Annotated in this window: 22 protein-coding genes; 14 read left to right on the top strand and 8 right to left on the bottom strand. The window is 72.1% G+C overall.

What is annotated here, in order from left to right; translation table 11 throughout:
• Positions 1-32: 32 nt before the first annotated feature.
• Together AB3X52_RS00570 and AB3X52_RS00575 are read right to left on the bottom strand one after the other, a co-directional pair.
• A complete protein-coding gene (locus AB3X52_RS00570; protein WP_367990712.1) occupies positions 33-1,556 on the bottom strand; it encodes an aldehyde dehydrogenase family protein in 1,524 nt (507 codons plus the stop codon).
• A gap of 14 nt (positions 1,557-1,570) precedes the next feature.
• On the bottom strand, positions 1,571-2,686 hold the full coding sequence (locus tag AB3X52_RS00575) for an NDMA-dependent alcohol dehydrogenase (RefSeq protein ID WP_367990714.1): 1,116 nt from the start codon (positions 2,684-2,686) through the stop codon (positions 1,571-1,573).
• A 351-nt stretch (positions 2,687-3,037) separates the two neighbouring features.
• On the opposite strand from AB3X52_RS00575, the gene AB3X52_RS00580 reads away from it, so the two are divergent.
• The 9 genes from AB3X52_RS00580 (at position 3,038) to AB3X52_RS00620 (ending at position 11,327) form a co-directional block, all read left to right on the top strand.
• A complete protein-coding gene (locus AB3X52_RS00580) occupies positions 3,038-4,396 on the top strand; it encodes an ABC transporter substrate-binding protein (protein WP_367990716.1) in 1,359 nt (452 codons plus the stop codon).
• A 4-nt stretch (positions 4,397-4,400) separates the two neighbouring features.
• Entirely contained in the window at positions 4,401-5,180 is a 780-nt protein-coding gene (locus AB3X52_RS00585; protein WP_367990718.1) for an ABC transporter ATP-binding protein, read from the top strand.
• Positions 5,177-5,935, top strand: a complete 759-nt coding sequence (locus AB3X52_RS00590; RefSeq protein ID WP_367990720.1) for an ABC transporter ATP-binding protein — start codon at positions 5,177-5,179, stop codon at positions 5,933-5,935. The genes AB3X52_RS00585 and AB3X52_RS00590 overlap by 4 nt, the downstream gene beginning before the upstream one ends.
• Positions 5,922-6,797 carry a branched-chain amino acid ABC transporter permease gene (locus AB3X52_RS00595; protein ID WP_367990722.1) on the top strand — a complete coding sequence of 292 codons (876 nt, stop codon included), beginning with the start codon at positions 5,922-5,924 and terminating at the stop codon, positions 6,795-6,797. The genes AB3X52_RS00590 and AB3X52_RS00595 overlap by 14 nt, the downstream gene beginning before the upstream one ends.
• Entirely contained in the window at positions 6,794-7,852 is a 1,059-nt protein-coding gene (locus AB3X52_RS00600) for a branched-chain amino acid ABC transporter permease (protein ID WP_367990724.1), read from the top strand. The genes AB3X52_RS00595 and AB3X52_RS00600 overlap by 4 nt, the downstream gene beginning before the upstream one ends.
• A gap of 179 nt (positions 7,853-8,031) precedes the next feature.
• A complete protein-coding gene (locus tag AB3X52_RS00605; RefSeq protein WP_367990726.1) occupies positions 8,032-8,784 on the top strand; it encodes a CoA transferase subunit A in 753 nt (250 codons plus the stop codon).
• On the top strand, positions 8,784-9,479 hold the full coding sequence (locus AB3X52_RS00610; RefSeq protein WP_367990728.1) for a 3-oxoacid CoA-transferase subunit B: 696 nt from the start codon (positions 8,784-8,786) through the stop codon (positions 9,477-9,479). Before AB3X52_RS00605 ends, AB3X52_RS00610 begins: the two co-directional genes overlap by 1 nt.
• Positions 9,476-10,402: an amidohydrolase family protein gene (locus tag AB3X52_RS00615; RefSeq protein ID WP_367990730.1), complete on the top strand. Its 927-nt coding sequence runs from the start codon at positions 9,476-9,478 to the stop codon at positions 10,400-10,402. Before AB3X52_RS00610 ends, AB3X52_RS00615 begins: the two co-directional genes overlap by 4 nt.
• A gap of 1 nt (position 10,403) precedes the next feature.
• Positions 10,404-11,327, top strand: a complete 924-nt coding sequence (locus AB3X52_RS00620) for an SDR family NAD(P)-dependent oxidoreductase (protein ID WP_367990732.1) — start codon at positions 10,404-10,406, stop codon at positions 11,325-11,327.
• A gap of 158 nt (positions 11,328-11,485) precedes the next feature.
• Here AB3X52_RS00620 and AB3X52_RS00625 read toward each other — a convergent pair whose 3' ends face one another.
• The 4 genes from AB3X52_RS00625 to AB3X52_RS00640 are packed head-to-tail and all read right to left on the bottom strand — an operon-like array spanning position 11,486 to position 14,320.
• Positions 11,486-11,728 carry a hypothetical protein gene (locus AB3X52_RS00625; protein WP_367990734.1) on the bottom strand — a complete coding sequence of 81 codons (243 nt, stop codon included), beginning with the start codon at positions 11,726-11,728 and terminating at the stop codon, positions 11,486-11,488.
• The gene (locus tag AB3X52_RS00630) at positions 11,725-12,615 is read right to left on the bottom strand and encodes an SDR family NAD(P)-dependent oxidoreductase (RefSeq protein ID WP_367990736.1); all 891 of its coding nucleotides are present in this window, start codon (positions 12,613-12,615) and stop codon (positions 11,725-11,727) included. The genes AB3X52_RS00625 and AB3X52_RS00630 overlap by 4 nt, the downstream gene beginning before the upstream one ends.
• Positions 12,612-13,742, bottom strand: coding sequence for a hypothetical protein (locus AB3X52_RS00635; protein WP_367990738.1), 1,131 nt, complete (start codon positions 13,740-13,742; stop codon positions 12,612-12,614). Before AB3X52_RS00635 ends, AB3X52_RS00630 begins: the two co-directional genes overlap by 4 nt.
• On the bottom strand, positions 13,739-14,320 hold the full coding sequence (locus AB3X52_RS00640; RefSeq protein ID WP_367990740.1) for a UGSC family (seleno)protein: 582 nt from the start codon (positions 14,318-14,320) through the stop codon (positions 13,739-13,741). The genes AB3X52_RS00635 and AB3X52_RS00640 overlap by 4 nt, the downstream gene beginning before the upstream one ends.
• Positions 14,321-14,636: 316 nt before the next feature.
• Here AB3X52_RS00640 and AB3X52_RS00645 point away from each other — a divergent pair, with 316 nt between their 5' ends.
• Entirely contained in the window at positions 14,637-15,425 is a 789-nt protein-coding gene (locus AB3X52_RS00645) for an IclR family transcriptional regulator (protein WP_367990742.1), read from the top strand.
• Between the two features lie 259 nt (positions 15,426-15,684).
• On the opposite strand, the gene AB3X52_RS00650 is transcribed toward AB3X52_RS00645, so the two are convergent.
• On the bottom strand, positions 15,685-17,031 hold the full coding sequence (locus tag AB3X52_RS00650; RefSeq protein WP_367990744.1) for an MFS transporter: 1,347 nt from the start codon (positions 17,029-17,031) through the stop codon (positions 15,685-15,687).
• 204 nt (positions 17,032-17,235) lie between these two features.
• Between AB3X52_RS00650 and AB3X52_RS00655 the strand changes: the two genes are divergently transcribed.
• Positions 17,236-18,696 carry an aldehyde dehydrogenase family protein gene (locus tag AB3X52_RS00655; protein WP_367990747.1) on the top strand — a complete coding sequence of 487 codons (1,461 nt, stop codon included), beginning with the start codon at positions 17,236-17,238 and terminating at the stop codon, positions 18,694-18,696.
• Between the two features lie 71 nt (positions 18,697-18,767).
• On the opposite strand, the gene AB3X52_RS00660 is transcribed toward AB3X52_RS00655, so the two are convergent.
• A complete protein-coding gene (locus AB3X52_RS00660) occupies positions 18,768-19,574 on the bottom strand; it encodes a hypothetical protein (RefSeq protein WP_367990749.1) in 807 nt (268 codons plus the stop codon).
• Between the two features lie 91 nt (positions 19,575-19,665).
• Here AB3X52_RS00660 and AB3X52_RS00665 point away from each other — a divergent pair, with 91 nt between their 5' ends.
• Genes AB3X52_RS00665 through AB3X52_RS00675 form a run of 3 tightly spaced genes read left to right on the top strand, consistent with a single transcriptional unit; the run spans position 19,666 to position 22,497 of the window.
• Entirely contained in the window at positions 19,666-20,319 is a 654-nt protein-coding gene (locus AB3X52_RS00665; protein WP_367990751.1) for a DedA family protein, read from the top strand.
• Positions 20,320-20,362: 43 nt separating this feature from the next.
• Positions 20,363-21,052 (top strand): response regulator transcription factor, encoded by a 690-nt coding sequence (locus AB3X52_RS00670; protein WP_367990753.1) that lies wholly within the window; start codon positions 20,363-20,365, stop codon positions 21,050-21,052.
• Entirely contained in the window at positions 21,049-22,497 is a 1,449-nt protein-coding gene (locus AB3X52_RS00675; RefSeq protein ID WP_367990756.1) for an ATP-binding protein, read from the top strand. The genes AB3X52_RS00670 and AB3X52_RS00675 overlap by 4 nt, the downstream gene beginning before the upstream one ends.
• The last annotated feature ends 2 nt before the right edge of the window (positions 22,498-22,499 follow it).

Raw genomic sequence — 22,499 nt, forward strand, 5'->3', positions numbered from 1 at the left:
CTCCTCTTCCTGGCCTCTCTGGCTCTCGCCCGTCAGTCCTGCGCCTGCTCGGCGCGCAGCGGGGTGCGCGGCGCCGGCGGGACGGCGCCCCGCATCGACACCGTCTTGACCTGGGTCCAGTCGAGGACCGAGTCGGCGCCCATGGTGCGACCGAAGCCGCTGTTCTTGTAGCCGCCGAACGGGCCGCCGATGACGCCGGCGCCCAGGGCGTTGTTGACGCCCACCTGGCCGGCCTGCAGCTTCCGGCTCATGCGTACGGCGGTCCCGACGTCGCGCGTCCAGACCGAGGCCACCAGGCCGTAGTCGGTCCCGTTCGCGACCTCGACGGCCTCGGTCTCGTCGTCCACGGCGATGACCGACAGGACCGGGCCGAAGATCTCCTCCTGGGCGATCCGCATGTCGGCCGAGACGCCCGCGAACAGCGTCGGCTCGACGAAGAAGCCCCGGTCGTAGCCGCTCGGCACGCCACCACCGGTGACGACCTCCGCGCCGGCCTCGCGGCCGAGGTCGATGTAGCCGAGCACCCGCTCGTGCTGCCTGGCGCTGATGAGCGGCCCCATGTTGACCGACTCGTGCCAGGCGCCGACGCGGACCTGCCGCATCTCGGCGGCGAGCCGCTCGACCAGCTCGTCGTGGATGCTGCGCTGCACCACGACGCGCGAGCCGGCGGCGCAGATCTGGCCGGTGTTGAGGGTGATGCCCTGGACCATCGCCGGGACGGCGGCGTCGAGGTCGGCGTCGGCGAAGACCACCTGCGGCGACTTGCCGCCGAGCTCCAGGTGGAGCGGGATGAGGTTCTTCGCGCAGGCCTCCATCACCGCGGCGCCCGTCTGCGGGGAGCCGGTGAATCCCATCCGGCGGATGCGCGGGTGGGCCGGGATCGCCGCACCCGCCTCGCCGCCGTACCCGGTGACGACGTTGATGACGCCCGGCGGGATACCGGCCTCGAGAGCCAGCTTGGCCAGGGCCAGCGGGGTCAGCGGCGCGTCCTCGGCCGGCTTGATGACGATCGTGTTGCCGGCGGCGATCGCGGCGCCCACCTCGGTCGCGAACATCGGACCCGGGGCGTTCCACGGGATGATCGCGCCGACGACGCCGTACGGCTCACGGAGCGTGAAGCCGACCTGCTCGGGCGAGTACGTCGGCAGGCTGACGCCCTGGACCTTGTCGGCCTGGCCGGCGATGAAGCGGAGCTGGCCGGCCATCGGCGGCGGGCCCCAGCTCGGGCGGCCGACCTCCTGGGACTCGATCTGGTCGAGCTCGGCGTTGTGCTGCTCGATCAGGTTCGCCCAGGCGAAGAGCAGGTTGGCGCGGACGGTGGCCGGCAGGTCGCGCCAGGCGGGGAAGGCCCGCTCGGCGGCCTGGACGGCCGCCTCCACGTCGTCGGCCGTGCCGCGCGGGACCCGGGCGAGGAGCTCGACCGTGGCGGGGTTGATGACGTCGATGGTGTCGCCGCTGCTCGACGGGACCCAGTCGCCGCCGATCAGCATGGCGCCGTCGACGACGAGCGAGGAGTCGAGGGTGGGGCGTCCGGTGGTGTTCTCGGTGATGGTCATGTGTGTCGTGGCCCTCAGTGCTCGTGGATGATGACGCCGCGGATGTTCTTGCCGTTCAACATGTCGTCGTAGCCCTGGTTGACGTCCTCGAGCCGGTACTTCCTCGTGATCAGCTCGTCGAGCTTGAGGTGGCCGGTGCGGTAGAGGCTCAGCAGGCGCGGCACGTCGTAGAGCGGGTTGCAGGCGCCGAAGATCGCGCCCTGGATGCGGCGCTGGTAGCCGATCAGCATCCCCGGGTTCTCATCGATCCAGCCGTTGCCGACGGCGGTGATGGTGACCTGGCCGCTCTTGCCGATCATGTCGATGGCGTCGTGGATGACCTCGTCGTGGAGGATGCCGACGGTGATGATCGCGTGGTCGGCGAGCTCGCCCCAGGTGGACTCCACCACGAAGTCCTTGGCCTCCTTGGCCGAGGCGAAGGTGTGGGTCGCGCCGAAGGTCATCGCCATCTCGCGCTTGAACTCGACCGGGTCGACGACGATGACGCGCTGCGCGCCGGCGTACGCCGCTCCCTGGACCGCGTTGCTGCCGACGCCGCCGGCACCGAAGATGACGACGGTCTGACCGGCGCGTACGCCGGCGGCGTGGACCGCCGAGCCCCAGCCGGTCGGGACGCCGCAGCCGACGAGCGAGGCCACCTCGAACGGGATGTCCTCGGGGATCGGGATGCAGGAGTTCTCCATGACGACGCCGTACTGGCTGAACGTGCCGAGCACGCACAGGCCGCCGTAGTCCTCGCCGTCCTTGTGGAAGCGGAAGCCGCCGCCACCGGTGAGCATCTCGCCGATGCCCGCGTTCTTGCCCTCGTCGCAGAGGTTCTGGTGGCCGGTGGAGCAGTAGCGGCACTCGCCGCACGCGGGGATGAACGAGCAGACCACGTGGTCGCCGACCTTGACCCGCGTCACCCCCTCGCCGACGGCGTCGACGATGCCGGCCCCTTCGTGGCCACCGACGACGGGCAGCCGCATGGGCGCGTCGCCCTTCTGGATGTGGTCGTCGGAGTGGCAGAGGCCGGAGGCGTAGTACTTGATCCGGACCTCGTTGGCCCTCGGCTCGTCGAGCTCGAGCTCGGTGATCTCCCAGGGCTGGCCCGGTGCAAGGCACACGGCGGCGCGGGTGGTCACGGTCATGTGGACCCCCTTCTGAGGTGCTCAGTGGTGATTGGGGTGGAGTCGGTGATGCTGCAGCGGCGCGGCGCACGATCCGGAGGACGGCTCCGCAGCCGATCACCACCGTCTCCCGCGTGACCTGTGCCACACCACGTTCCTTTCGTGGCACGGAAGGACCGGCCGAAGAAGGAGCCATGGCGCGCGGCGCCCAGCCCCGCCGGACGGCGGGCTTCTGCGCCATGGAAGAGACCCGACGCGCGCGGGACCCGACAAAGGGCCATTGACCAGTGTGACCTGAGTCACTACCTTGCTGAGGGAAGAGCCGGGCGCCGCGCATCCTGCCGACGGTGTGCCGGCGCACGAGGACACGGCATGGATGGTCAGGACGCGAGCCGTTCGGCTCCGGGAAATCGCCAGGTCACCAGACGCTCCCTCCTGCGGGGCGCGGGGTTCAGCGCTGCGGCCCTCGGCACGAGCAGCGCCCTGGCGGCGTGCGGCTCGGGCATCAAGGGCGCCAGCTCCGGCGGCTCCAAGAGCGTCACCATCGGCTGGGTCCACCCGATCACCGGCTCCCTCGCCGGCTTCGGCGCCCCGGACCGGTGGCTGACCTCCCAGGTGATGAAGACGTCGCAGTTCGCGAAGGGGATGAAGATCGGCGGCAAGACCTTCGACGTCGTCATCAAGTCCTACGACAGCCAGTCGGACCCCACCCGCGCCGGCAACCTCGCCCGGCAGGCGATCCTGCAGGACCACGTCGACCTGCTCTTCGCCTCGTCGACCCCCGAGACGGTCAACGCGGTCGCGAGCCAGGCCGAGACCCTCGGCACGCCCCTGGTGTGCGCCAACGTGCCGTGGGAGTCGTGGTACATCAACCTCGGCGGCAACCCTGCGAAGCCGACGCTGAAGCCGACCTACACCGTGATGTACTTCCTCGGCGCCGAACACCTCATCCAGTGCTTCGTGCCCATGTGGAACCGCATCCACGACAGGCTCCACACGGGCAAGGTGGTGGCGGCCGCGTTCCCGAACGACTCCGACGGCAACGCCTTCCGCGAGGTTTTCCCACCGATCGCGAAGGCCGCGGGCTACCAGATGAAGCTGTCCTCGGCCTACACCGACGGGCTGACGAACTATTCATCGATGATCGCTCAGTTCAAGGCGGCGAAGGCCGACTTCTTCACCAACGTCCCGCTGCCGCCGGACTTCGCCACGATGTGGAAGCAGTCGGTCCAGCAGGGCTTCCGACCCCGGCTCGCCACGGTGGCCAAGGTGCTGCTCTTCCCGCCGGACGCCTATGCGCTCGGCTCCCTCGTGGAGAACGTCGCCACCGACTCCTGGTGGGTGCCCACCCTGCCGTGGACCTCGTCGTTCACGGGACAGACCTGCCAACAGGTCGCCGACGCGTTCACCGCCGCCGGGCTGGGCCAGCCGAACGCCAACATCAGCAACTACAGCCTCTTCGAGATCGCCCATGCTGCGCTGACCGCCGTCGACGACCCGCACGACAAGTCGGCCCTGGCGGCCGCCCTGCACGAGGTCAAGGTCGACGGGCTGGCGGGTCCGCTCGACTTCACCTCGAGCAAGAACCCCGCTCCGGGCGTGGTCATCACCCCGCCCGTGGGGATCCAGTGGCAGAAGGGCGGCAAGTACCCGTTGGAGGCGAAGGTCGTCGACAACACCCTGCAGCCGCAGGCGAAGATCAACGGCGACCTGCTCCCGACCTTCGCGTGACCCGATGGCCGGCGCGCTGCTCGAGCTCGACCGGGTGACGAAGCGGTTCGGCCGGGTCGTCATCGCGGACGACCTCTCGCTCGCCGTCGCGGCCGGAGACACGGTCGGGGTCGTGGGCCCGAACGGCGCCGGCAAGACCAGCCTGTTCGGCCTCATCTCGGGTGACCTGGCGCCGGACGCCGGCCAGGTCGTCTTCGACGGAGCCCCGGTGACCCGTCTCGACGCCGCGGCCCGCTGTCGGCTCGGGATCGGGCGGACCTACCAGGTGCCGCGACCCTTCGGCGACATGACCGTGTTCGAGAACGTCCTCGTCGCCGCCCAGCAGGGCGGCGGCCTGCGGCGACGGGCGAGCTACGCCGCCGCGGCCTGGGCGCTCGAGGCGACCGCCATGACCCGTCAGGCGAACGTTCCGGCCGGCAGGCTCGGGCTGCTGCAGCGCAAGCGGCTCGAGATCGCGCGGGCGGTCGCGTCCCACCCCCGGCTGCTGCTCCTCGACGAGGTCGCCGGCGGGCTCACCGACCCCGAGGTCGCGCAACTCGTCGGGATCGTGCGCGCCTTCAACGCCGAGGGGATGGCGGTGGTCTGGATCGAGCACGTGGTCCGTGCCCTCACCGCCGTCGTCGACCGCCTGATCTGTCTCGCCGGCGGCGTCTTCGTCGGCGACGGCGACCCGGCCGCCGTCCTCGCCGACCCGCGGGTGCGCGAGGTCTTCCTCGGCAACGACGTGACCCGGGGCCTCGACGGCTCGCCGCACCCCGACGAGGCCGTCGGGAGCGACCGATGACCCAGCCCGCCGTCGTACGCCCGCTGCTGGAGATCCGCGACCTCACCGTCTTCCACGGCCAGCTGCGAGCGCTCTCCGGCATCTCGCTGGAGGTCCAGCCCGGCGCGGTCGAGGCGATCATCGGCGCGAACGGCGCCGGGAAGTCGACGCTGCTGCGCACGATCGCCGGTCTGCACCACCCGTCCCAGGGGTCCGTGCTCCTCGACGGGGAGGACGTGACCCGGACCCGGCCGGCGCGACGGGCCCGCGCCGGGATCGCGATGGTGCCGGAAGGCCGACGGCTCTTCCCCTCGCTGACCGTCGAGGAGAACCTGCGGGTCGGCGCAAGCTACGCGCGGCGCGGCCCCTGGAGCATCGACAGCGTCTACGACCTCTTCGGCTGGATGCGCGAGCGCCGGCGGCAGAAGGCCGCGCAACTGTCCGGCGGCGAGCAGCAGGCGGTCGCGATCGGGCGGGCGCTCGTGGCCAATCCGCGCGTGCTGCTGCTCGATGAGCTCTCGCTCGGACTGGCGCCGGTCGTGGTCGAGCGCATCTACACCACGCTGCCGCAACTCCTCGCCGCAGGGCTGACCGTGCTGCTCGTCGAGCAGGACGTCGGCCAGGCCCTGCAGGTGGCGTCGCGGGTCCACTGCCTGCTCGAGGGGCGCACCACCCTCACCGGGCTCCCCTCGCAGCTGACCAGGGAGCAGGTCGAGGCGGCGTACTTCGGACTCCGCGGGGCGACGACGGGAGGCGTGGGTCATGGCGTGGCTTGATGCCGTCCTCCAGGGGGCGCTGACCGGTGGCCTCTACGCGCTGTTCGCCTGCGGCCTCTCCCTGCTCTTCGGGGTGATGAAGGTGGTCAACCTGGCGCACGGCGACCTGGCCGTGGTCGCGGGGTACGTCGCGGTCGGCATCATCACGGTGACCCACGTCCCCGTCCTGTGGTCCTTCCTCATCGTGGTGCCGGTGATGGGCGTGGCCGGCTACCTGCTGCAGCGCTCGGTGATCCAGGCCGCGCTCGCGCGCGGCGAGCTCACGACGCTCATCGTCACGTTCGGGCTCTCCGTCGTCATCGAGAACGCACTGCTGCAGTTCTTCACCGCGAACAGCCGTGGACTGGGCGCCGGCGAGGCGCTGGTGCGCAGCTCCCTCCACCTCGGTCCCCGGCTGCAGGTCGCCTGGCTCCTCGTCGTCATCTTCGCGGTGGCCGTGCTGGTGCTGCTCGGTCTGCAGTACTTCCTCTCCCGATCGCAATACGGCCGGCTCATCCGTGCCGTCGCCGACGACCGTGAGGCGGCCCAGCTGGCCGGCTGCGACGACCGGCACGTCTTCGGGATCGCCGCGGCGATCGCGTTCGGGACGGTCGGGCTCGCCGGCATCGCGTACGGCATGTACTCCCAGCTCTCACCCAGCACGGGCACCGACACGATCCTGCTCTTCGCCTTCGCGGCCGTCGTCATCGGCGGACTGGGCTCGCTGTGGGGCACCCTGCTGGGCGGCGTCGTGCTCGGCGTGGCCCAGCAGATCGGGGCCCAGATCGACATCTCCGACGACGTCCTGGCGGGCTACCTCGTCTTCCTCGCCGTGCTGGTGCTGCGCCCGCAGGGCCTGACCACACGGAGGGCGGGGTCGTGAGCGCCGCAGCCACCACGATCGACGCCGCCGGCGTACGCGTCACGCGGGGGCGGCGGAACGTCGCCTGGACCGGCGTCGGCGCGCTGCTGGTGGTCGTCGTGCTCGCAGCGTTCCCCTACCTCGTCCACTCCGGCACCACCTCGATCATGGTCCAGGGCTTCATCGTGTTGACCCTCGCCAGCATGTGGAACCTCCTGGCCGGATACGCCGGCCTCGTCTCGGTCGGGCAGCAGGCCTTCGTCGGTCTGGGGGCGTACGGCGTGCTGATCGCCGCCACCCACGGCCTCTCCCCGTTCGCGGCGGTGCCGATCGCGGCGATCGCCAGCGGGGTGGCCGCACTGCCGCTGTGGTGGCTCGTCTCCCGGCTGCGCAGCGGCTACTTCGCCATCGCGACCTGGGTCCTCGCGGCCACCGTCATGCTCATCATCGAGAAGTTCTCCTCGATCGGCGGCGGCACCGGCATGCCGTTGACCGGGCTGTCCGACCTCGGCCCGACGCTGCTCGCCGCCGACACCTACTGGGTCGGCCTGGCGGTGACGGTCGCGGCCCTGACCGGCACCTACCTGCTGCTGCAGGGCCGGCTCGGTCTGGCGCTCACCGCGATCCGGGACGACGAGACCGCCGCCCGCAGCTCGGGGGTTCGGGTCGGGCTCGCCCGGCTGGTGGTCTTCGTGGTCGCCGGTGTCGGCTGCGGCGCGGCGGGCGCCGTCCTGGCGATCAGCCAGCTGCAGGTGCAGCCACGGGCGGTGTTCAGCGTGCAGTGGACCGCGGAGATGGCGTTCGCCGTCATCATCGGCGGCCTCGGCACGATCGAGGGGCCGATCGTCGGCACGGTCGTCTACATGGTCCTGCAGCAGACGCTGCAGTCCTACAACGCGTGGTACCTCATCGTCCTCGGTCTCGTCGCGATGCTCGTCGCGCTCTTCGCCCGGCGCGGGCTGTGGGGACTGGTCGAGAGCCGGCTCGACGTCCGGCTGTTCCCCGTCGGCTACTGGCTGCGTGCCCCGGCAGGCGGCACCGGTGCGCCGCCGATCGTCCCCGACGAGGTCGGCTGACGCCTCGCCAGCCCTCTGCGGCAGGGCTTCTGTGGCGTGGAAGTGGCGGTCCGAGCCGGCGTACGCCGTGGATAACGTCGCGGCATCCGGGGGTGTTCTCCCCCGACGACAGGGCCCGGCACACGGGCCGGCGGCCGGCTCAGCCCGGCGCCCCTCGCCGCTCGGCGGAAGGAAAGAGAGTGATCGACAAGTTCCGTGAGGACCTGTTGGCCGCGCTGGAGGTCATCCCTGACGGCGCCAGCCTCGCCGTCGGCGGGTTCGGCAGCTCAGGCCGCCCGAACGCGCTGCTCGACGGCCTGTGCGAGCTCGGCCGGCGCGACCTGCACGTCTATGTGAACAACGTGGGCGACGACTTCAGTGGCATCGGCCGGCTCCTCCACGAAGGCCGGCTCCGGCGCTTCACCGGCTCGTTCCCGGTGCTGCCGGAGTTCTATGAGGAGTACTTCAAGGGCAAGGTGGAGCTCGAGCTCATCCCCCAGGGGACGCTCGCGGAGCGCATGCGCGCCGGCGGCTCCGGCATCGCGGCGTTCTTCACGCCGTCCGGCGCGGGCACGATGCTCAGTGACGGCACCTTCCCGGTGTCGTACGACGGCGACCAGCGCCCCGCGGACCACCTGCCCGCCAAGGAGGCCCGCGAGTTCGACGGGATCCCGCACGTCCTGGAGTACGGCATCAAGGCCGACTTCGGACTGGTGAAGGCCCAGAAGGCCGACCGGATCGGCAACCTCCGGTTCCACCTCTCGGCCCGCAACTTCAACCCGCTCGCCGGCATGGCGGGCGCCCACACCTTCGCCGAGGTCGAGCAGATCGTCCCCGTCGACGAGCTCGGCCCCGACGACATCCACCTGCCCGGCGTGTTCGTCGACGACATCGTCATGACGAAGCCGTCGATCAACATCCCGCGGCAGGCCAGCCTCGCCGGGAGGGCATGATGGCGACACAGACCGAGACCCAGACCACGCCGCCGCCGACCGCGAGGGCCGGCTGGACGCGCGACCAGATCGCCGAGCGGCTCGCCGCCGACCTCGAGGACGGCTTCTTCGTCAACCTCGGGGTCGGCATCCCGCTCGCCGTGCCGAAGTACCTCCCGGCCGACAAGGAGGTCTTCCTCCACGCCGAGAACGGCGTCCTCGGCCTCGGGCCGCACCCGGGCCCGGGCAAGGAGGACCCGGACCTCACCGACGCCGGCAAGCAGCCGATCAGCCTGGTCAGCGGCGCGTCGATCGTCGACTCCGCGACCTCCTTCGCGATCATCCGCGGGGGTCACCTCGACGTGACCGTCCTCGGTGCGCTGCAGGTGTCGCAGGAGGCCGACCTGGCCAACTGGTACGTCCCCGGTCGCAACCCCGCCGTCGGCGGGGCCATGGACCTCGTCGCCGGTACGCCGGAGGTCTGGGTCTGCATGGAGCACGTCGACCGCAAGGGCCGCTCCAAGGTCGTGACCGAGTGCACGATGCCCCTCACCGGGCGCCGCTGCGTCACCCGTGTCTACACCGACCTTGCCGTCTTCCACGTCCGCGACGGACGGCTCGTGCTCGTCGAGTGCGCGCCCGGCGTGACCCCGGAGCAGGTGCGGAAGTCCACCGAGGCGGCATACGACGAGGACCTGGCAGGAGAGGGCGCATGAGCAGCAGGTACGAGATCGGGATCGACCCCGAGGCGATCGTCGCGTTCGACGTGCACACCCACGTGCACAAGTCGGTCCACGCGGAGAGCCAGCACGAGGCCGGCGGCAACGAGGAGATGGGGGCCTACTTCGGCATCGGGTCGATGCCGCACTACAGCGTCCCCGAGCTGGCCGACTACTACCGCGAGCGGAAGATGGCCGCCTGCGTCTTCACCGTCGACAGCATCTCCCTCGACGGTGAGGAGCCCGAGCCGGCCAACGAGGAGATCGCCGAGCTCGCCGCGGAGCACAACGACGTGCTCATCCCGTTCGCGAGCATCGACCCCCACCGGGGCGCCGCCGGCGTACGCCTGGCTCGGCGACTCATCGAGGAGTACGGCGTCCGCGGGTTCAAGTTCCACCCCAACTCGCAGGGCTTCTTCCCCAACGACCGGCTGGCCTACCCGCTCTACGAGGTGATCGCCGAGCACGGCCTGGTCGCGCTCTTCCACTCCGGCCAGACCGGTGTGGGCGCGGGCGGCACCGGCGGTGGCGGGATCCGGTTGAAGTACTCCAACCCGCTGCACGTCGACGACGTCGCGGTCGACTTCCCGGATCTGGACATCATCCTCGCGCACCCGTCGTTCCCCTGGCAGGACGAGGCGCTCTCCGTCGCCAACCACAAGCCGCGGGTCCACATCGACCTGTCGGGCTGGTCGCCGAAGTACTTCCCGCCCCAGCTCGTGCAGTACGCCAACAGCCTGCTCAAGAAGAAGGTGCTCTTCGGCTCCGACTTCCCCGTCATCACGCCGGAGCGGTGGATGGCGGACTTCGAGAAGCTCGAGGTCAAGCCGGAGGTCCGGCCGCTGATCCTCAAGGAGAACGCGCTGCGGCTCTTCGGCCTCACCAAGGACGACGCCAAGAGCACCGAGAAGGGAGCCTGACGTGCAGGACGTGGAAGGCAAGGTCGCCGTCGTCACCGGCGGCTCCAGCGGCATCGGCCGGGGCATCGCCCTGGCCTTCGCTCGCGCCGGGATGACGGTGGTCGTGACCGGTCGCCGCCCCGAGCACCTCGAGGAGACGGTCGAGGTCTTCGCGCAGCACGGGCTCGACGTCCACACCCGTCGGGTCGACGTCACCGACCTCGAGGCCATGACGGCGCTCGCCGACGAGGTCGAGGCGACCTTCGGCAAGGTGCACGTGCTGGTCAACAACGCCGGCATCGGCCTCACCGGGCCGGTCGCCGACGCCACCCCCGACGACTGGCGCTGGATCGTCGATGTCAACATCCACGGCGTCGGCAACGGCATCATGGCGTTCCTGCCGAAGCTGCGCGCCCACGGCGAGGGCGGCCACATCGTCACGACGACGTCGATGGCCGGCCTGATGCCGGTCGTCGCCGGGCTCTACTCGATGACCAAGGCCGGCGTCATCGCGCTCTCCGAGGCGCTCCACATCGAGCTCGCGGCCGAGGGCATCGGGGTCTCGGCGTACTGCCCCGGACCGGTCCACTCCAACATCGCGGCCGGCGTCGCGGCGCGCCCCTCCGAGTACGGCGAGTCGGGCTACACCCCGCCGCCCGCGGAGTTCCTCGAGGTGGCCAAGCAGCAGCCCTACATGAGCGCCGAGGAGGCCGGGGAGCGGGTGCTCGCCGGCGTACGACGCGGGGACCTGTTCATCCTGACCCACCCCGAGTTCCTGGCCGGTCTCCAGGACCGGCACGCGACCATCGAGGCCGCCTTCCCGGACGAGCCGATCAACGAGGAGCGCAAGGCGGTCATCCCGTTCCTGCTCTCCTCGCCGGTCTACGCCCCCGAGAACCGGCTCCCCTCCCCGACCCCGCCGGTCATGTCGGAGTTGTCCACCTGACCCACCTCCGGCGGCACCCGAAAGCGCAGCGGCCCGGCTCCCTGGGGAGCCGGGCCGCTGTGCGTCGTGGGCGTTGGTCGAGAAACCATCCGCCCGACGACGAAGGAGCGTCAGACCCACATGCTGGGTCTGACGCTCCTAGGATCGGTGCCGCGAGACTACTTGTGGTCGCCCGGGAACTCGGTGGGGTAGGTGAGCGCGATGCGCTCGGCGTCGACGCCGAGGACCGGCGCAAGCATGGTCGCCATCATCGTCTTGGGGACGAGGCACTCCGCGCAGGCGTCGGGGCCGGCCTTGATCCGGACGTCGGCAGCGCCGTCGGTGACGTCGACCTCCAGGTGGTAGTCGTCGGCGGCCATCGTCTTGCGGAAGTCCTCAAGCTGGGCCTGGTCGATGCTCATGCGGTCTCCTTGGTGGGTTCGGTCGCGGCCACGGTGAGCGGGGCCGGCTGGGGCAGCGGGAAGGGCGTCAGCCCGCCGCCGTCGATCGGGATGGCCTGCCCGGTGATGTAGCCGGAGCCGGGCGACGCCAGGAAGCTCACCGCCGCGGCGATGTCGTCGGGCTGCCCGACGCGACCGACCGGGATCGCGCGCCCGCGGGCCGCGAGCGTCGCGTCGACGTCGAGGTCGGGCGAGGGGTCCAGGATGGCGCGGCTGGTCGCGACGAGCCCGGGGCAGAGGGCGTTCACCGTGATGCCCCACGGCCCGAGGTCCATCGCCAGGGAGCGGGTGAGGCCGATGACGCCCGCCTTGGAGGCGGAGTACGCCGCCGAGAACGGCGCGGCGGTCAGCCCCGCCATCGAGGAGATGTTGACGATCCGGCCATAGCGGCGCGCCCGCAGGTGCGGGATCGCCGCGCGGCACATCAGGTAGGTCCCGGTCAGGTTCACCCCGATGGCCAGGTGCCAGGCCTCGAGCGGCACGGCCTCGACGTCACGCCGGTCGGCGCCCTGCGGGGCCGCGGCGGTGTTGACGAGGACGTCGAGGCGGCCGTACTCCTCGACGGCCGTGGCCACCATCCGGTCGGCGTCGTCGGGATCCGAGATGTCTCCGAGAGCCGCCACGACGTCGTACCCCTCGGAGCGGAGCGACTCCGCCAGGTCCTCGAGGCCGCCGGGCGGCTGCTGGCCGAGGAGCCGCTGACGGTCGTTCGGGACGCCGCGGGACTCCTTGTCGGTGATGACGAGACGGGCGCCGTCGGCCGCGAGGGCGCGCGCGATCGCCTGCCCCATGCCGTCGGGTTTGCCGCAGCCGGTGACGACCGCGACCTGGTCCTGCAGGGGGCTCACGCCTCCACCTCCGGATCGACGAGTGAGAGAGGGACGGGTACGTCGGCCGGGCAGCTCTCGACGCGTGCGGAGATGCGCGGCCAGCTGGTGAAGAGGCGGACGACGCTCGAGATCCCGGCGTTGCGGGCGCCGGCGACGAGGATCGGCAGGTGCTGCGCGGTGTCGGTGGCGAAGACACGGTCCTCGCCGGACCGCTCCTCGTCCGGCCGGTCCACGCGGACGCCGCGGCCGCCGAGGTCGGTGAGGCCGTTCTTGCCGACGGCACGCAGGTCCGCGACGCTGCGGCGGGTGTGATCGGCCAGCCAGCGGCGTACGTCCTCCTTCGCCATGCCGGCACGCGCCAGCAGCTGGGCGTGCTCGGGGCAGAGGACGAGCCCGGCGGCGGCATGCTCGAAGATGAGCGCGCCGGTCCGGCCGAGGGTGTCGGCGAGGTCGGCGAGGAGCTTCTCCGGGTCGGCGGTGTGCCGGTTGTCGACGAACTCGGTGTCGCGCACGAGCATCGCCGAGACCGCGTCGCTGCCGGGAGCGAGACCGCCGTCGACGGCGATCGGCTCCCAGGGGCTCTCCTCCTCGTTCTCGGCCAGGCACATGCCCCATCGACCCGGGATCCCCTGGGTCGCCTGCTCGAAGACCTGGGGGCGGACGCCGAGGCCGTTCCTCACCAAGAGGCCGATCGCGCGGGCGATGGTGGCGTTGGCGCGGAAGCCCGGGCCCAACGCACCGCCGCCGCCGTTGAGGGCGAGCCGCTCACGCACCGGGCCGTTGACGACGATGAGCGGCGCCGGGCCGCTCGTGCTCTGCCAGGCGCCGACCGCCGTGGTCGGGTCGAGCATGAGGGCGTCCCAGGCGGCGAGGACGACGGGGAAGTACTCCGGCCGGCAGCCCGCCATCACCGCGTTGACCGCGGCCGTCTCGACGGTGACCTCGCGGCGCAGCGGCTCCAGCCGGCCGATCACCTCGTCGGGGTGGCGGTCGGTCGTCGCCAGGAACGCGTCCGTGCGCTCGCGGGTCGCCGGCACCACCGGCAGACCGTCCGACCAGTCCTGGTCGTAGGCATACTCGACCGCGGCCTGGACGATGCCCAGCTCCTCCGGAGTGTCGGCGCCGAGGCGGCGCGGGCCGGTCACGACGCCGCCCCCTCGGCCTGGACGATGAGGCGGGCCACGACGCCGGGGAGCAGCTGCTCGGCCCGTCGTACGACCTGCGTCTCGGCGAGCACCGCGATCGGGTGCGGCGTCGTCAGGAACGGATAGTCCGGGTCGCCCTGGACCTCCGCGGTCGCCCGCGCCGTGACGTCGAACGCGTCGCTGCAGATGACCGCGGCGGGGATGCCGTGGCGCTCGAGCGTGATGCCGTCGTTGATCGCCGCGGCCGCGCACGACCCGCAGTCGCCGACGCCGACGACCGCGAGGTCGCAGCTGTCGATGAGGGAGTGCAGGTCCGGCCCGTCGAGGGGGACGGCGTGGGCGTACGGCGCCTGGCGGGCCGTCACCTCGGCGCCGTACTGCTCGATGAGCAGCCGGCCGAGCTCCACGAGGAGGAGCTCGGCGTTGCGCTTGGTGTTCCACAGCAGCCCGACGCGGGCGCCGGCGAGCGCGGCGACCCCGTCGAGCCGGGCGGCGCGCACGAGGTGCCCCTGCGGACCGCTGGCGCGGCCGTGCGGCGACAGGAACGCGCCGAAGAGCGCCTGGTGGTCGAGAGTCACCGGTCCTCCTCGCGGTCTCGGGCCCGGTCGGACCCGGCTCGGGGCCACCACCCGAGTGGCCCTCTGACTCGAACGTAGGCAGCACGCCAGGGACCCGCTCGGCACTTGCCACGTGGCGGAAGGTGGACGGCGACCGGCGAACGGGACACGCGGTCGACGACGACGGGACCAAGGGCCTCTTCCGCGAGGCGGAAGGGACCCTGTTGCGGCGGCCCCGGGCATGACCACGATGTGAGCGCCATCACATTGGAGGTCAACGATGACCGTCAGCCCTCTTCATGGGCCTCGGCCAGAACGCCAGACGGCGGCGCAGCGGATGCTGTCCGTCCTCGATGCGTTCGATCCCGATCACATCCTGCTCACGCTCAGCGAGATCAGCCGCCGCTCGGGACTCAGCCTCAGCACCACCCACCGGCTCGTCGGTGAGCTCCGCGACTGGGGCGCCCTCGATCGCGCGCGCGACGGTCGCTACTCGGTCGGCCTCCGCATCCTCGAGCTCGGCGGGCTCGCGCCGCAGGGCCTGCACCTGCGCGACGTCGCGCTCCCCTACCTCGGCGACCTCCAGCACGCGACCCACGCCAACGTGCACCTCGCGGTGCGCGACGGCCACGACGTCGTGTACGTCGAGTCGCTGCACGCGCGCGACGGCGTCCGGGTGCTCAGCCGACTGGGCGGACGCTGGCCCATGCACGCGACCGGCACCGGGCAGGTCCTCCTCGCCTTCGCCTCGGCGGAGTTCCGTGACGAGGTGCTGGCGACGAAGCTGCGCCGCTTCACCCCGAGCACGCTCAGCGATCCCGAGGACCTCCGGCGCGCGCTCGCGCAGGTGCGGCGTACCGGCGTCGCCATCGCGGAGGACCAGCTCACCCCCGAGGCGCTCGCGCTCGCCGTGCCGCTGCGCGGTCAGCGCGACCGCGTCGTCGCCGCCCTCGGCGTCACCGTGAAGACCGGCAGCGTCTCGCCGCACGCCGTCCTGCCGGCGCTCTCGGCGACCGCTCGCGCCATCTCCCGCGCACTCGGTGCGCCCTCGGCGATGACGCCGCCCGCCGGGACCGCCGGACCCCGCGGCGGCGTCGCGCCGCCGCGCCCGCGCGAGGGTCGCTGAGGCTCTCGCTCGGTCCGTCGGCCCCTCACCCGTCGGTCTCCCACCCGCGGTCGCGCGGCTGTCGGCTGCGGGGAGGGCCGCCTTCGCCGCGGTGGAGACCCGAGCGCGGCCGACCCTGGCGCTGTCGATCCTGGCGCTGTCGATCCCGACACGGCCACCCCGGACACCCGGACACGACCGACCCCCGGTCTGACTGACGCGTCAGTCAGACCGGGGGTCGGTGCGTGCGGAGGAACTCAGCCCCGCGGCGCGGAAGAGCTCAGTCGCGGATGGCGCGCTTTCCGGCGACGACGGTGGCCGCCTCCCCCCGCGGTCCGGGGACGGCGGCGGCGGCCCGGGTCGGAGCGATCCGCTTGAGGCCGAGGACGCCGACGAGGCTGACGAAGCCGCCGATGATCATGTAGATCACGATCGGCGTGGAGGAGTGGTAGTTGTCGTAGAGCGCCGTGGCGAGCAGCGGGGTGACGGCGCCGCCGACCATGCCGCCGAACTGGTAGGCGACCGAGATCGCGCTGTAGCGGACCTCGGGGTGGAAGATCTCGGTGAAGAGACCGCCCTGGGCGCCGGCCATGATGCCCTGCACGATCGCGGCGACCATGAAGGCGAGGCACGCGGCGCCGGTGTTGCCGCTGTTGACCAGCGCGAACATCGGGAACGGCCAGACGATCGCCGTGATCACACCGGCGACGTAGACCGCCTTGGCGTCGTAGCGGTCCGAGAGCATCGCACAGCCCACGATCGCGAGGATCCAGACACCGGTGGAGAGCAGGATCAGGGTCAGCAGCGTGGTGCGGTTGTAGCCGACGACGGCGGTGCCGTAGGTGAGCATGTAGATCATCACGGTGTAGCCCACGAGCGGCGGCGCGATCGCGGCGAGACCGCCGAAGACCAGGTTGCGCGGCTGACGCTTGACCAGGTCGGCGAAGGGCAGCTTGCTGACCTTCTCGCTCTCCTTGAGCTCGGTGAACTCCCGACCGTCGTCCACCTTCCGACGGACCACGAACCCGACCGCCACGAGGACCGCGCTCAGCAGGAACGGGATGCGCCAGCCCCACGAGGTGAAGCTGTCGTCGTTGAGACGGGAGACGATGAGGAACGCCAGGTTGGAGGTGAGGACGCCGAGCGGGACGCCGAACTGGGCGAAGCTGCCGTAGAAGGCGCGCCGGCGCGGGCTGGCATGCTCGCTGGAGATCAGCACCGCGCCGCCCCACTCCCCGCCCACGGCGAAGCCCTGGATGAGCCGGAGGAGGACGAGCAGCAGCGGTGCGGCGAGCCCGATCTTGGCGTACGTCGGCACGACACCGATCAGGAACGTCGATCCGCCCGTGACGAGGAGCGTCAGGACGAGCATGGACTTGCGGCCCAGCCGGTCACCGTAGTGTCCGACGACCGCGGCGCCGATCGGGCGGGCGACGAAGCCGACGGCGTACGTCGCGAAGGACGCCAGGGTGCCGGCGACCGCGGAGTAGTGCGGGAAGAACACCGTGCCGAACACAAGGGCGGCGGCGGTGCCGAAGATGTAGTAGTCGTACCACTCGATCGCGGTGCCGATGGAGCTGGCAGCGACCAGGGTGGGGATCGACGGGGTCTTCCGTGCGGAAGTCACGGGGGTCTCCTCTAGACGAGCGCGCGCCCATGTGATGGGCGTCTCAAACAGTCGCGGCAATGAAACCTTCCATCGGGAGGTCGTGCGGTCCGCTTCCGTCTGGCGGGAGAGCGCTGTCGAGCCCTCCCCCGGCGCCGCCCCGCCCACCTACTGTGTGAGCAACGTCATCCCGCTCGGGCGGGCCCTCCGAGCCAGGAGTCGATAGTGGACCTCGACACGCTCCCCGAGATCAGGACCGATCTCTTCATCGACGGCCACGACGTGGCCAGCGACGACGCCCTCCACGTCGTCGACCCCGCCGACCCGTCCAAGACGGTCGGATACGCCGCCGCCGCCAGTGCCAAGCAGGCAGAGGCCGCCGTCGCCGCGGCCCATCGCGCCTTCCCGGCCTGGGCGGCCCTCGCCCCGGCCGAGCGCGCCCGCCTCATCCTCGAGGCGCTCGCCCCGCTGGAGGCCGACCGCAACGACACCGCGGCCGTGCTCACCCGGGAGAACGGCAAGATCATCATGGAGTCGGTGATCGACTCGATCGTCTTCTCCCACCGCTTCCAGCTCGCCGCCGAGCTCGCGGACCGGATCGAGGAGCGGATCGAGCTGCCCGCGCCGCCGTACAACACCTCGGTCGGCTACCTGCCGCTCGGTGTCGTCACCATCATCGTGCCGTTCAACTGGCCGCTCGCGATCCTCGCCGCCTCGCTGCCGCAGGCCCTCGTCGCCGGCAACACCGTCGTCGTGAAGCCCCCGCCGTCCGCGCCGCTGGCGACCGTCCGCACGGTCCAGCAGGTCGCGAAGCTGCTGCCGCCGGGTGTCGTCAACGTCGTCACCGGCACCGACCCCGAGATCGGCCCGACGCTCATCCAGGACTCGCGGGTCAAGAAGGTCTGCTTCACCGGCTCGCCCGGTGGTGGCGCCCGGATCATGGAGATGGCCGCGCCCTCCCTCACCCGCGTCGCGCTCGAGCTGGGCGGCAACGACCCGGCGCTCGTCCTCGCCGACGCGCGCCTCGACGACGCCGCCTTCGACGCGATGTTCTCCGGCATCTTCGACTCCACGGGCCAGGTCTGCATGGCCGCCAAGCGGCTCTACGTCCACCGCTCGCGCGTCGACGACGTCTTCGAGGGGCTGGGCGCACGGCTGTCGGCGGCGCGGCTCGGGCACGGGCTCGCCGAGGGCGTCACGATGGGCCCGCTCCACCACCCGCGCCAGAAGACCTACATCGAGGAGCTCCTCGCCGACGCCCGCTCCCGCGGCGCCGAGGTGCGGGAGTACGGCGAGGCCGCTGCGGGCGAGGATCTCTCCCGCGGCCACTTCCTGCGCCCCTCGCTCGTCCTGGGTGCCCCGGAGGACTCCCGACTCGTCAACGAGGAGCAGTTCGGGCCCACCATCCCGATCCTCGCGTTCGACGACGAGGAGGACGCGATCGCCCGCGCCAACGACACCTGGTCGGGCCTGTGCTCCTCGGTCTGGTCGGCCGACCTCGACCGCGCGTCCGCCGTCGCCGCGCGGCTGCGCACCGGCTACACGTTCGTCAACGCGCATGGAGCCGCGTTCCTCGACGAGCGCGCCCCGTTCGGCGGCTTCGACCGCAGCGGCATGGGGCGTGAGATGGGCATCGAGGGCGTCCGGGAGTTCATGGACACCCACTCGGTCGGCCTCCCCGCCTGACCGAGAAGTCACCCGTTCCCCGCGAGGAGTCACTGATTCCCCGCGAGTGGTCACCGAAGGCCGCCGAGACGTCACTCCAGTGACGTCTCGGCGGCCTTCATCAGGTCCAGCGACTGCAGCACCCAGAACACCGCGAAGAGGGCGAGCTCGCCGATCTCGACGCCGAGCAGGGCGTAGTCCCACGCCCACAGCGCCGCGAAGACGACGGCGACAAGGGCCATGCCACCGGCGATGCCCCAGTACGCCGCGTCGTACCGCGTCCGGCTCGCCGGTCCGCCCGCGACGACCCGCACGCCCCAGTCGGTGTTGAGCACGACGACGCCGGCGAACGGCAGGAACGTGAAGACGGCGGCCAGGGCGTGGGCGTGCGCCGCGAACGACTCCTCGTCGAGGGCGATCCAGATGACGCCCACCACCCAGGCGGCCGCGGTCGAGACCAGGCCGACCGCGCCCCACGGGCTCGGCCACGACTCACCGCGGGCACGGCGGCGCAGGCCGCGCACCAGCACGACGGCGTACCCCACCGCGAGCACCGTCCAGAACGTCGCCGCGTTGTTGGCGATGGCGTGGACATCGGGTGCCTGCCCCTCCTCGGGCGTCGGCACGAAGGCCACCATCGGCGCCGAGATCCCGGCGAGGTTGAGGCACACGTCCTCCGCGTCGGTGCCGCCGCGCAGCGCGATCAGGCAGACGCCGACGCTGGTCAGCACGCCGACGAAGACCGGACCGGCCGCGGTGTAGTAGTAGCTGCTCAGCGACGTCTCCCAGCCCCTGCGCAGGGTCTCCACGGCCACCGAGACGGCCAGCGCGAGCAGGAGCGCCAGCAAGGCGGCGCGGAGATAGCGGTACGTCGTCTGCTCGGTCCCCGAGGCCGTCATGGCCCCCACCGTAGAGGTCGGCGCCACCCGGCGAGCGCCGCCGCACGCCGTTTCACTCTTCCTTCATGCCGCGCTCCGTAGCGTCCACGGCGTGACGTCCGTGATCGCCCACCTGCTCACCGTCCCCGCCTGGCTGGCGGTGGCGCTCGTGTTCGCGCTGCCGGCGCTGGAGTCGGCCGTCTTCGCCGGCTTCGTCTTCCCGGGCGAGCTGGCGCTGCTGCTCGGTGGCGTCGTCGCCCACGAGGGCCATGTCCCGCTGCTCGTGATGATCGCGGCGGGGGTCTCGGGGGCGGTGGCCGGCGACGCGGTGGGGTACGCCGTCGGCCGCCGCTGGGGTCGGCGGATCCTCGATCTCTCGGTGGGTCGGCTGGTGAAGCGGGAGCACCTCGACCGCGCCCGGGCCGCGCTCGCGAAGCACGGCGGCAAGACCGTCTTCCTCGGCCGGTTCACCGTCGCGCTCCGCGTGCTGGTCCCGGGCCTGGCGGGGATGTCGGGCCTGCGCTACCGCCGGTTCGCGCTCTTCAACGTGGCCGGGGCGCTGGTGTGGGGCACCCTCATGGTCGTCGCGGGCTACCTCGCCGGCGCGAGCTGGCAGTCCGCCCAGCACCTGGTCTCCCACCTCGGTCTCGCCGTCACCGGTGTGGTCGTGCTCGTCGCCGGCAGCACCCTCTGGGTCGGTCGCCGCCGCAGCGCTGCCCGGCGTGCGCGGTCCTCGTCCGCACACGGCACTACGGTGAGCAGATGACGTACGGCGGCCGCCGGCCCCGGCGCGCGGAAGGAGCACACCGGTGAGGATCCTCGTCGCCGAGGACGACGTCCGGCTCGCGGCGCTCCTGGAGGAGTCGCTGACCGAGGCCGGGTGGACGGTCGAGGTCGTGCACGACGGCCGGACGGCGTACGACCGCCTCCTCAGCGACGTCGGGATCGACGTGGCGCTGCTCGACTGGATGCTGCCGGGGACGGACGGCGTGACGGTGACCCGGCGGCTGCGCGACCTCGGGCTGACGACGCCGGTGCTCATGCTGACCGCGCGCGGGGCCGTCCGCGACCGGATCGACGGCCTCGACGCGGGCGCGGACGACTACCTGCCGAAGCCGTTCGACCTCGACGAGCTACTCGCCCGGCTCCGGGCGCTCCACCGGCGCGGCAGCAGCAGCCTCGAGGCGCCGGTCCAGGTGGGCGGCCTGCTCGTGGAGCCGGCCTCTCGCCGGGTGAGCCGCGATGGCGTCGAGATCGTGCTCTCGGCACGCGAGTTCGACATCCTCCACCTGCTCGTCTCCCATGCGGGTCGGGTCGTCACGCGCCTCACCATCCTCGATGAGGTGTGGGACGGCGAGACCGATCTGCGCAGCAACGTCATCGACGTCCACCTGGCCTCGATCCGCGCCAAGATCGACCGGCCCTTCGGCACCGACACGATCACGACGCTGCGCGGCGTCGGCTACCGCGTGGATCCCTCTCCCGGGGCGGTGCGGTGAGGTCGCTCCGCTCCCGGGTGGGTCGGCTGCCGCTCCGGGTGCGGCTCGTCGCAGGGTTCGCCGTCGCGATGCTCGTCGTCCTCATCGGCGCCGGTGCCTTCGTCTACTGGCGGGTCGACTTCGCGCTCGACCGCGGCCTCGACACCGAGCTCTCCCAGGCCACGACGACGCTTCGGCCGCTGGTCGGCGCGGACGGCCGGGTCGAGCGGCGCACGACCGCGGACGCGACCGGCGCTGCCTGGCAGGTGCTCGACGAGTCCGGGTCGGTCCGCGACCACGGCGGGCCGGCGGGTGCCGACGCCATGGTGGGCACACGCACCCTCGCCCGCGCGGCACGGTCGCCCCAGACCGTCAACATCGGCGACTTCCTGCCCGCCTCCCACAAGCCCTACCGGCTGCAGATCACCCAGGCTCGGTCAGCGCCGCGCCTCTTCCTGCTCGTCGGCGTACGCCGCGATCACCGTGACGAGGCGCTGCGAGAGCTGCTCGTGCAGCTCTCCGTGGCCGGCCTCGGCGCCCTGCTCGTCACCTCGTTCGTGGGCGACCGGCTCGCGCGGGCCGCTCTGCGCCCGGTCGAGCGCTATCGCCGCCGGGCCGAGGACATCGCCGCCGGCGCGTCCGGGTTGCGGCTCGACGTACCCCTTCGGCGCGACGACGAGGTGACCCGCCTCGGGCACACCCTCAACGACATGCTCGCCGCGCTCGAGCGGGCGCTGGACCGGGAGCGGCAGTTCGTCAACGAGGCCAGCCACGAGCTGCGTACGCCGATCACGCTGCTCACCAGCCGCATCCAGCTCGCCCGGCGCCGCCCGCGAACGCAGGCCGAGCACGAGCGGATCCTCGAGGAGCTCGACGTCGACCTGGGCCGACTCGCCCGGCTCGCCGAGCAACTGCTCGACCTCGGCGCGTCCCACGCCGACGACGCCGGCGGCCCCGGACGCACCGCGGACCTCGCCGCCACAGTGGGCCGGGTGATCGAGCAGCGCCGTCTCGCCGACCCCGGCTGGGCCGGCGAGACCCGGGTGGAGCTGCCCGCGGAGCAGGCACGGACCGCCGTGTCGGACGGCGCGCTCGAACGGATCCTCACGAACCTGCTCGACAACGCCCGGGTGCACGGGACGCCGCCGTACGCCGTTCGCGTCGACGCGCCGGCCGACGGGTGGACTCGGCTGATGGTCACCGACGCCGGCGGCGGCATGCCGCCGGCGCTGCTGGCGACCGCCACCCGCCGGTTCGCCCGCGCCGACGAGGCGCGCAGCCGCCCGGGCGCCGGTCTCGGACTCGCCCTCGTCTGGGCACTGGTGGCGGACGCCGACGGCGAGTTGCGGCTCTGCTTCGCCGGTCAGCACGCCCGCAGCGGCGCCACCGCGCCGGTCGCGTGCGACCACGGCCCGGAGATGACCGTCACGGTGCTCCTGCCCGCCGCGCCCGACGACGCCGGCTGACG

It is taken from the genome of Nocardioides eburneus (genome assembly GCF_040838215.1).
Classification (GTDB): domain Bacteria; phylum Actinomycetota; class Actinomycetes; order Propionibacteriales; family Nocardioidaceae; genus Nocardioides; species Nocardioides eburneus.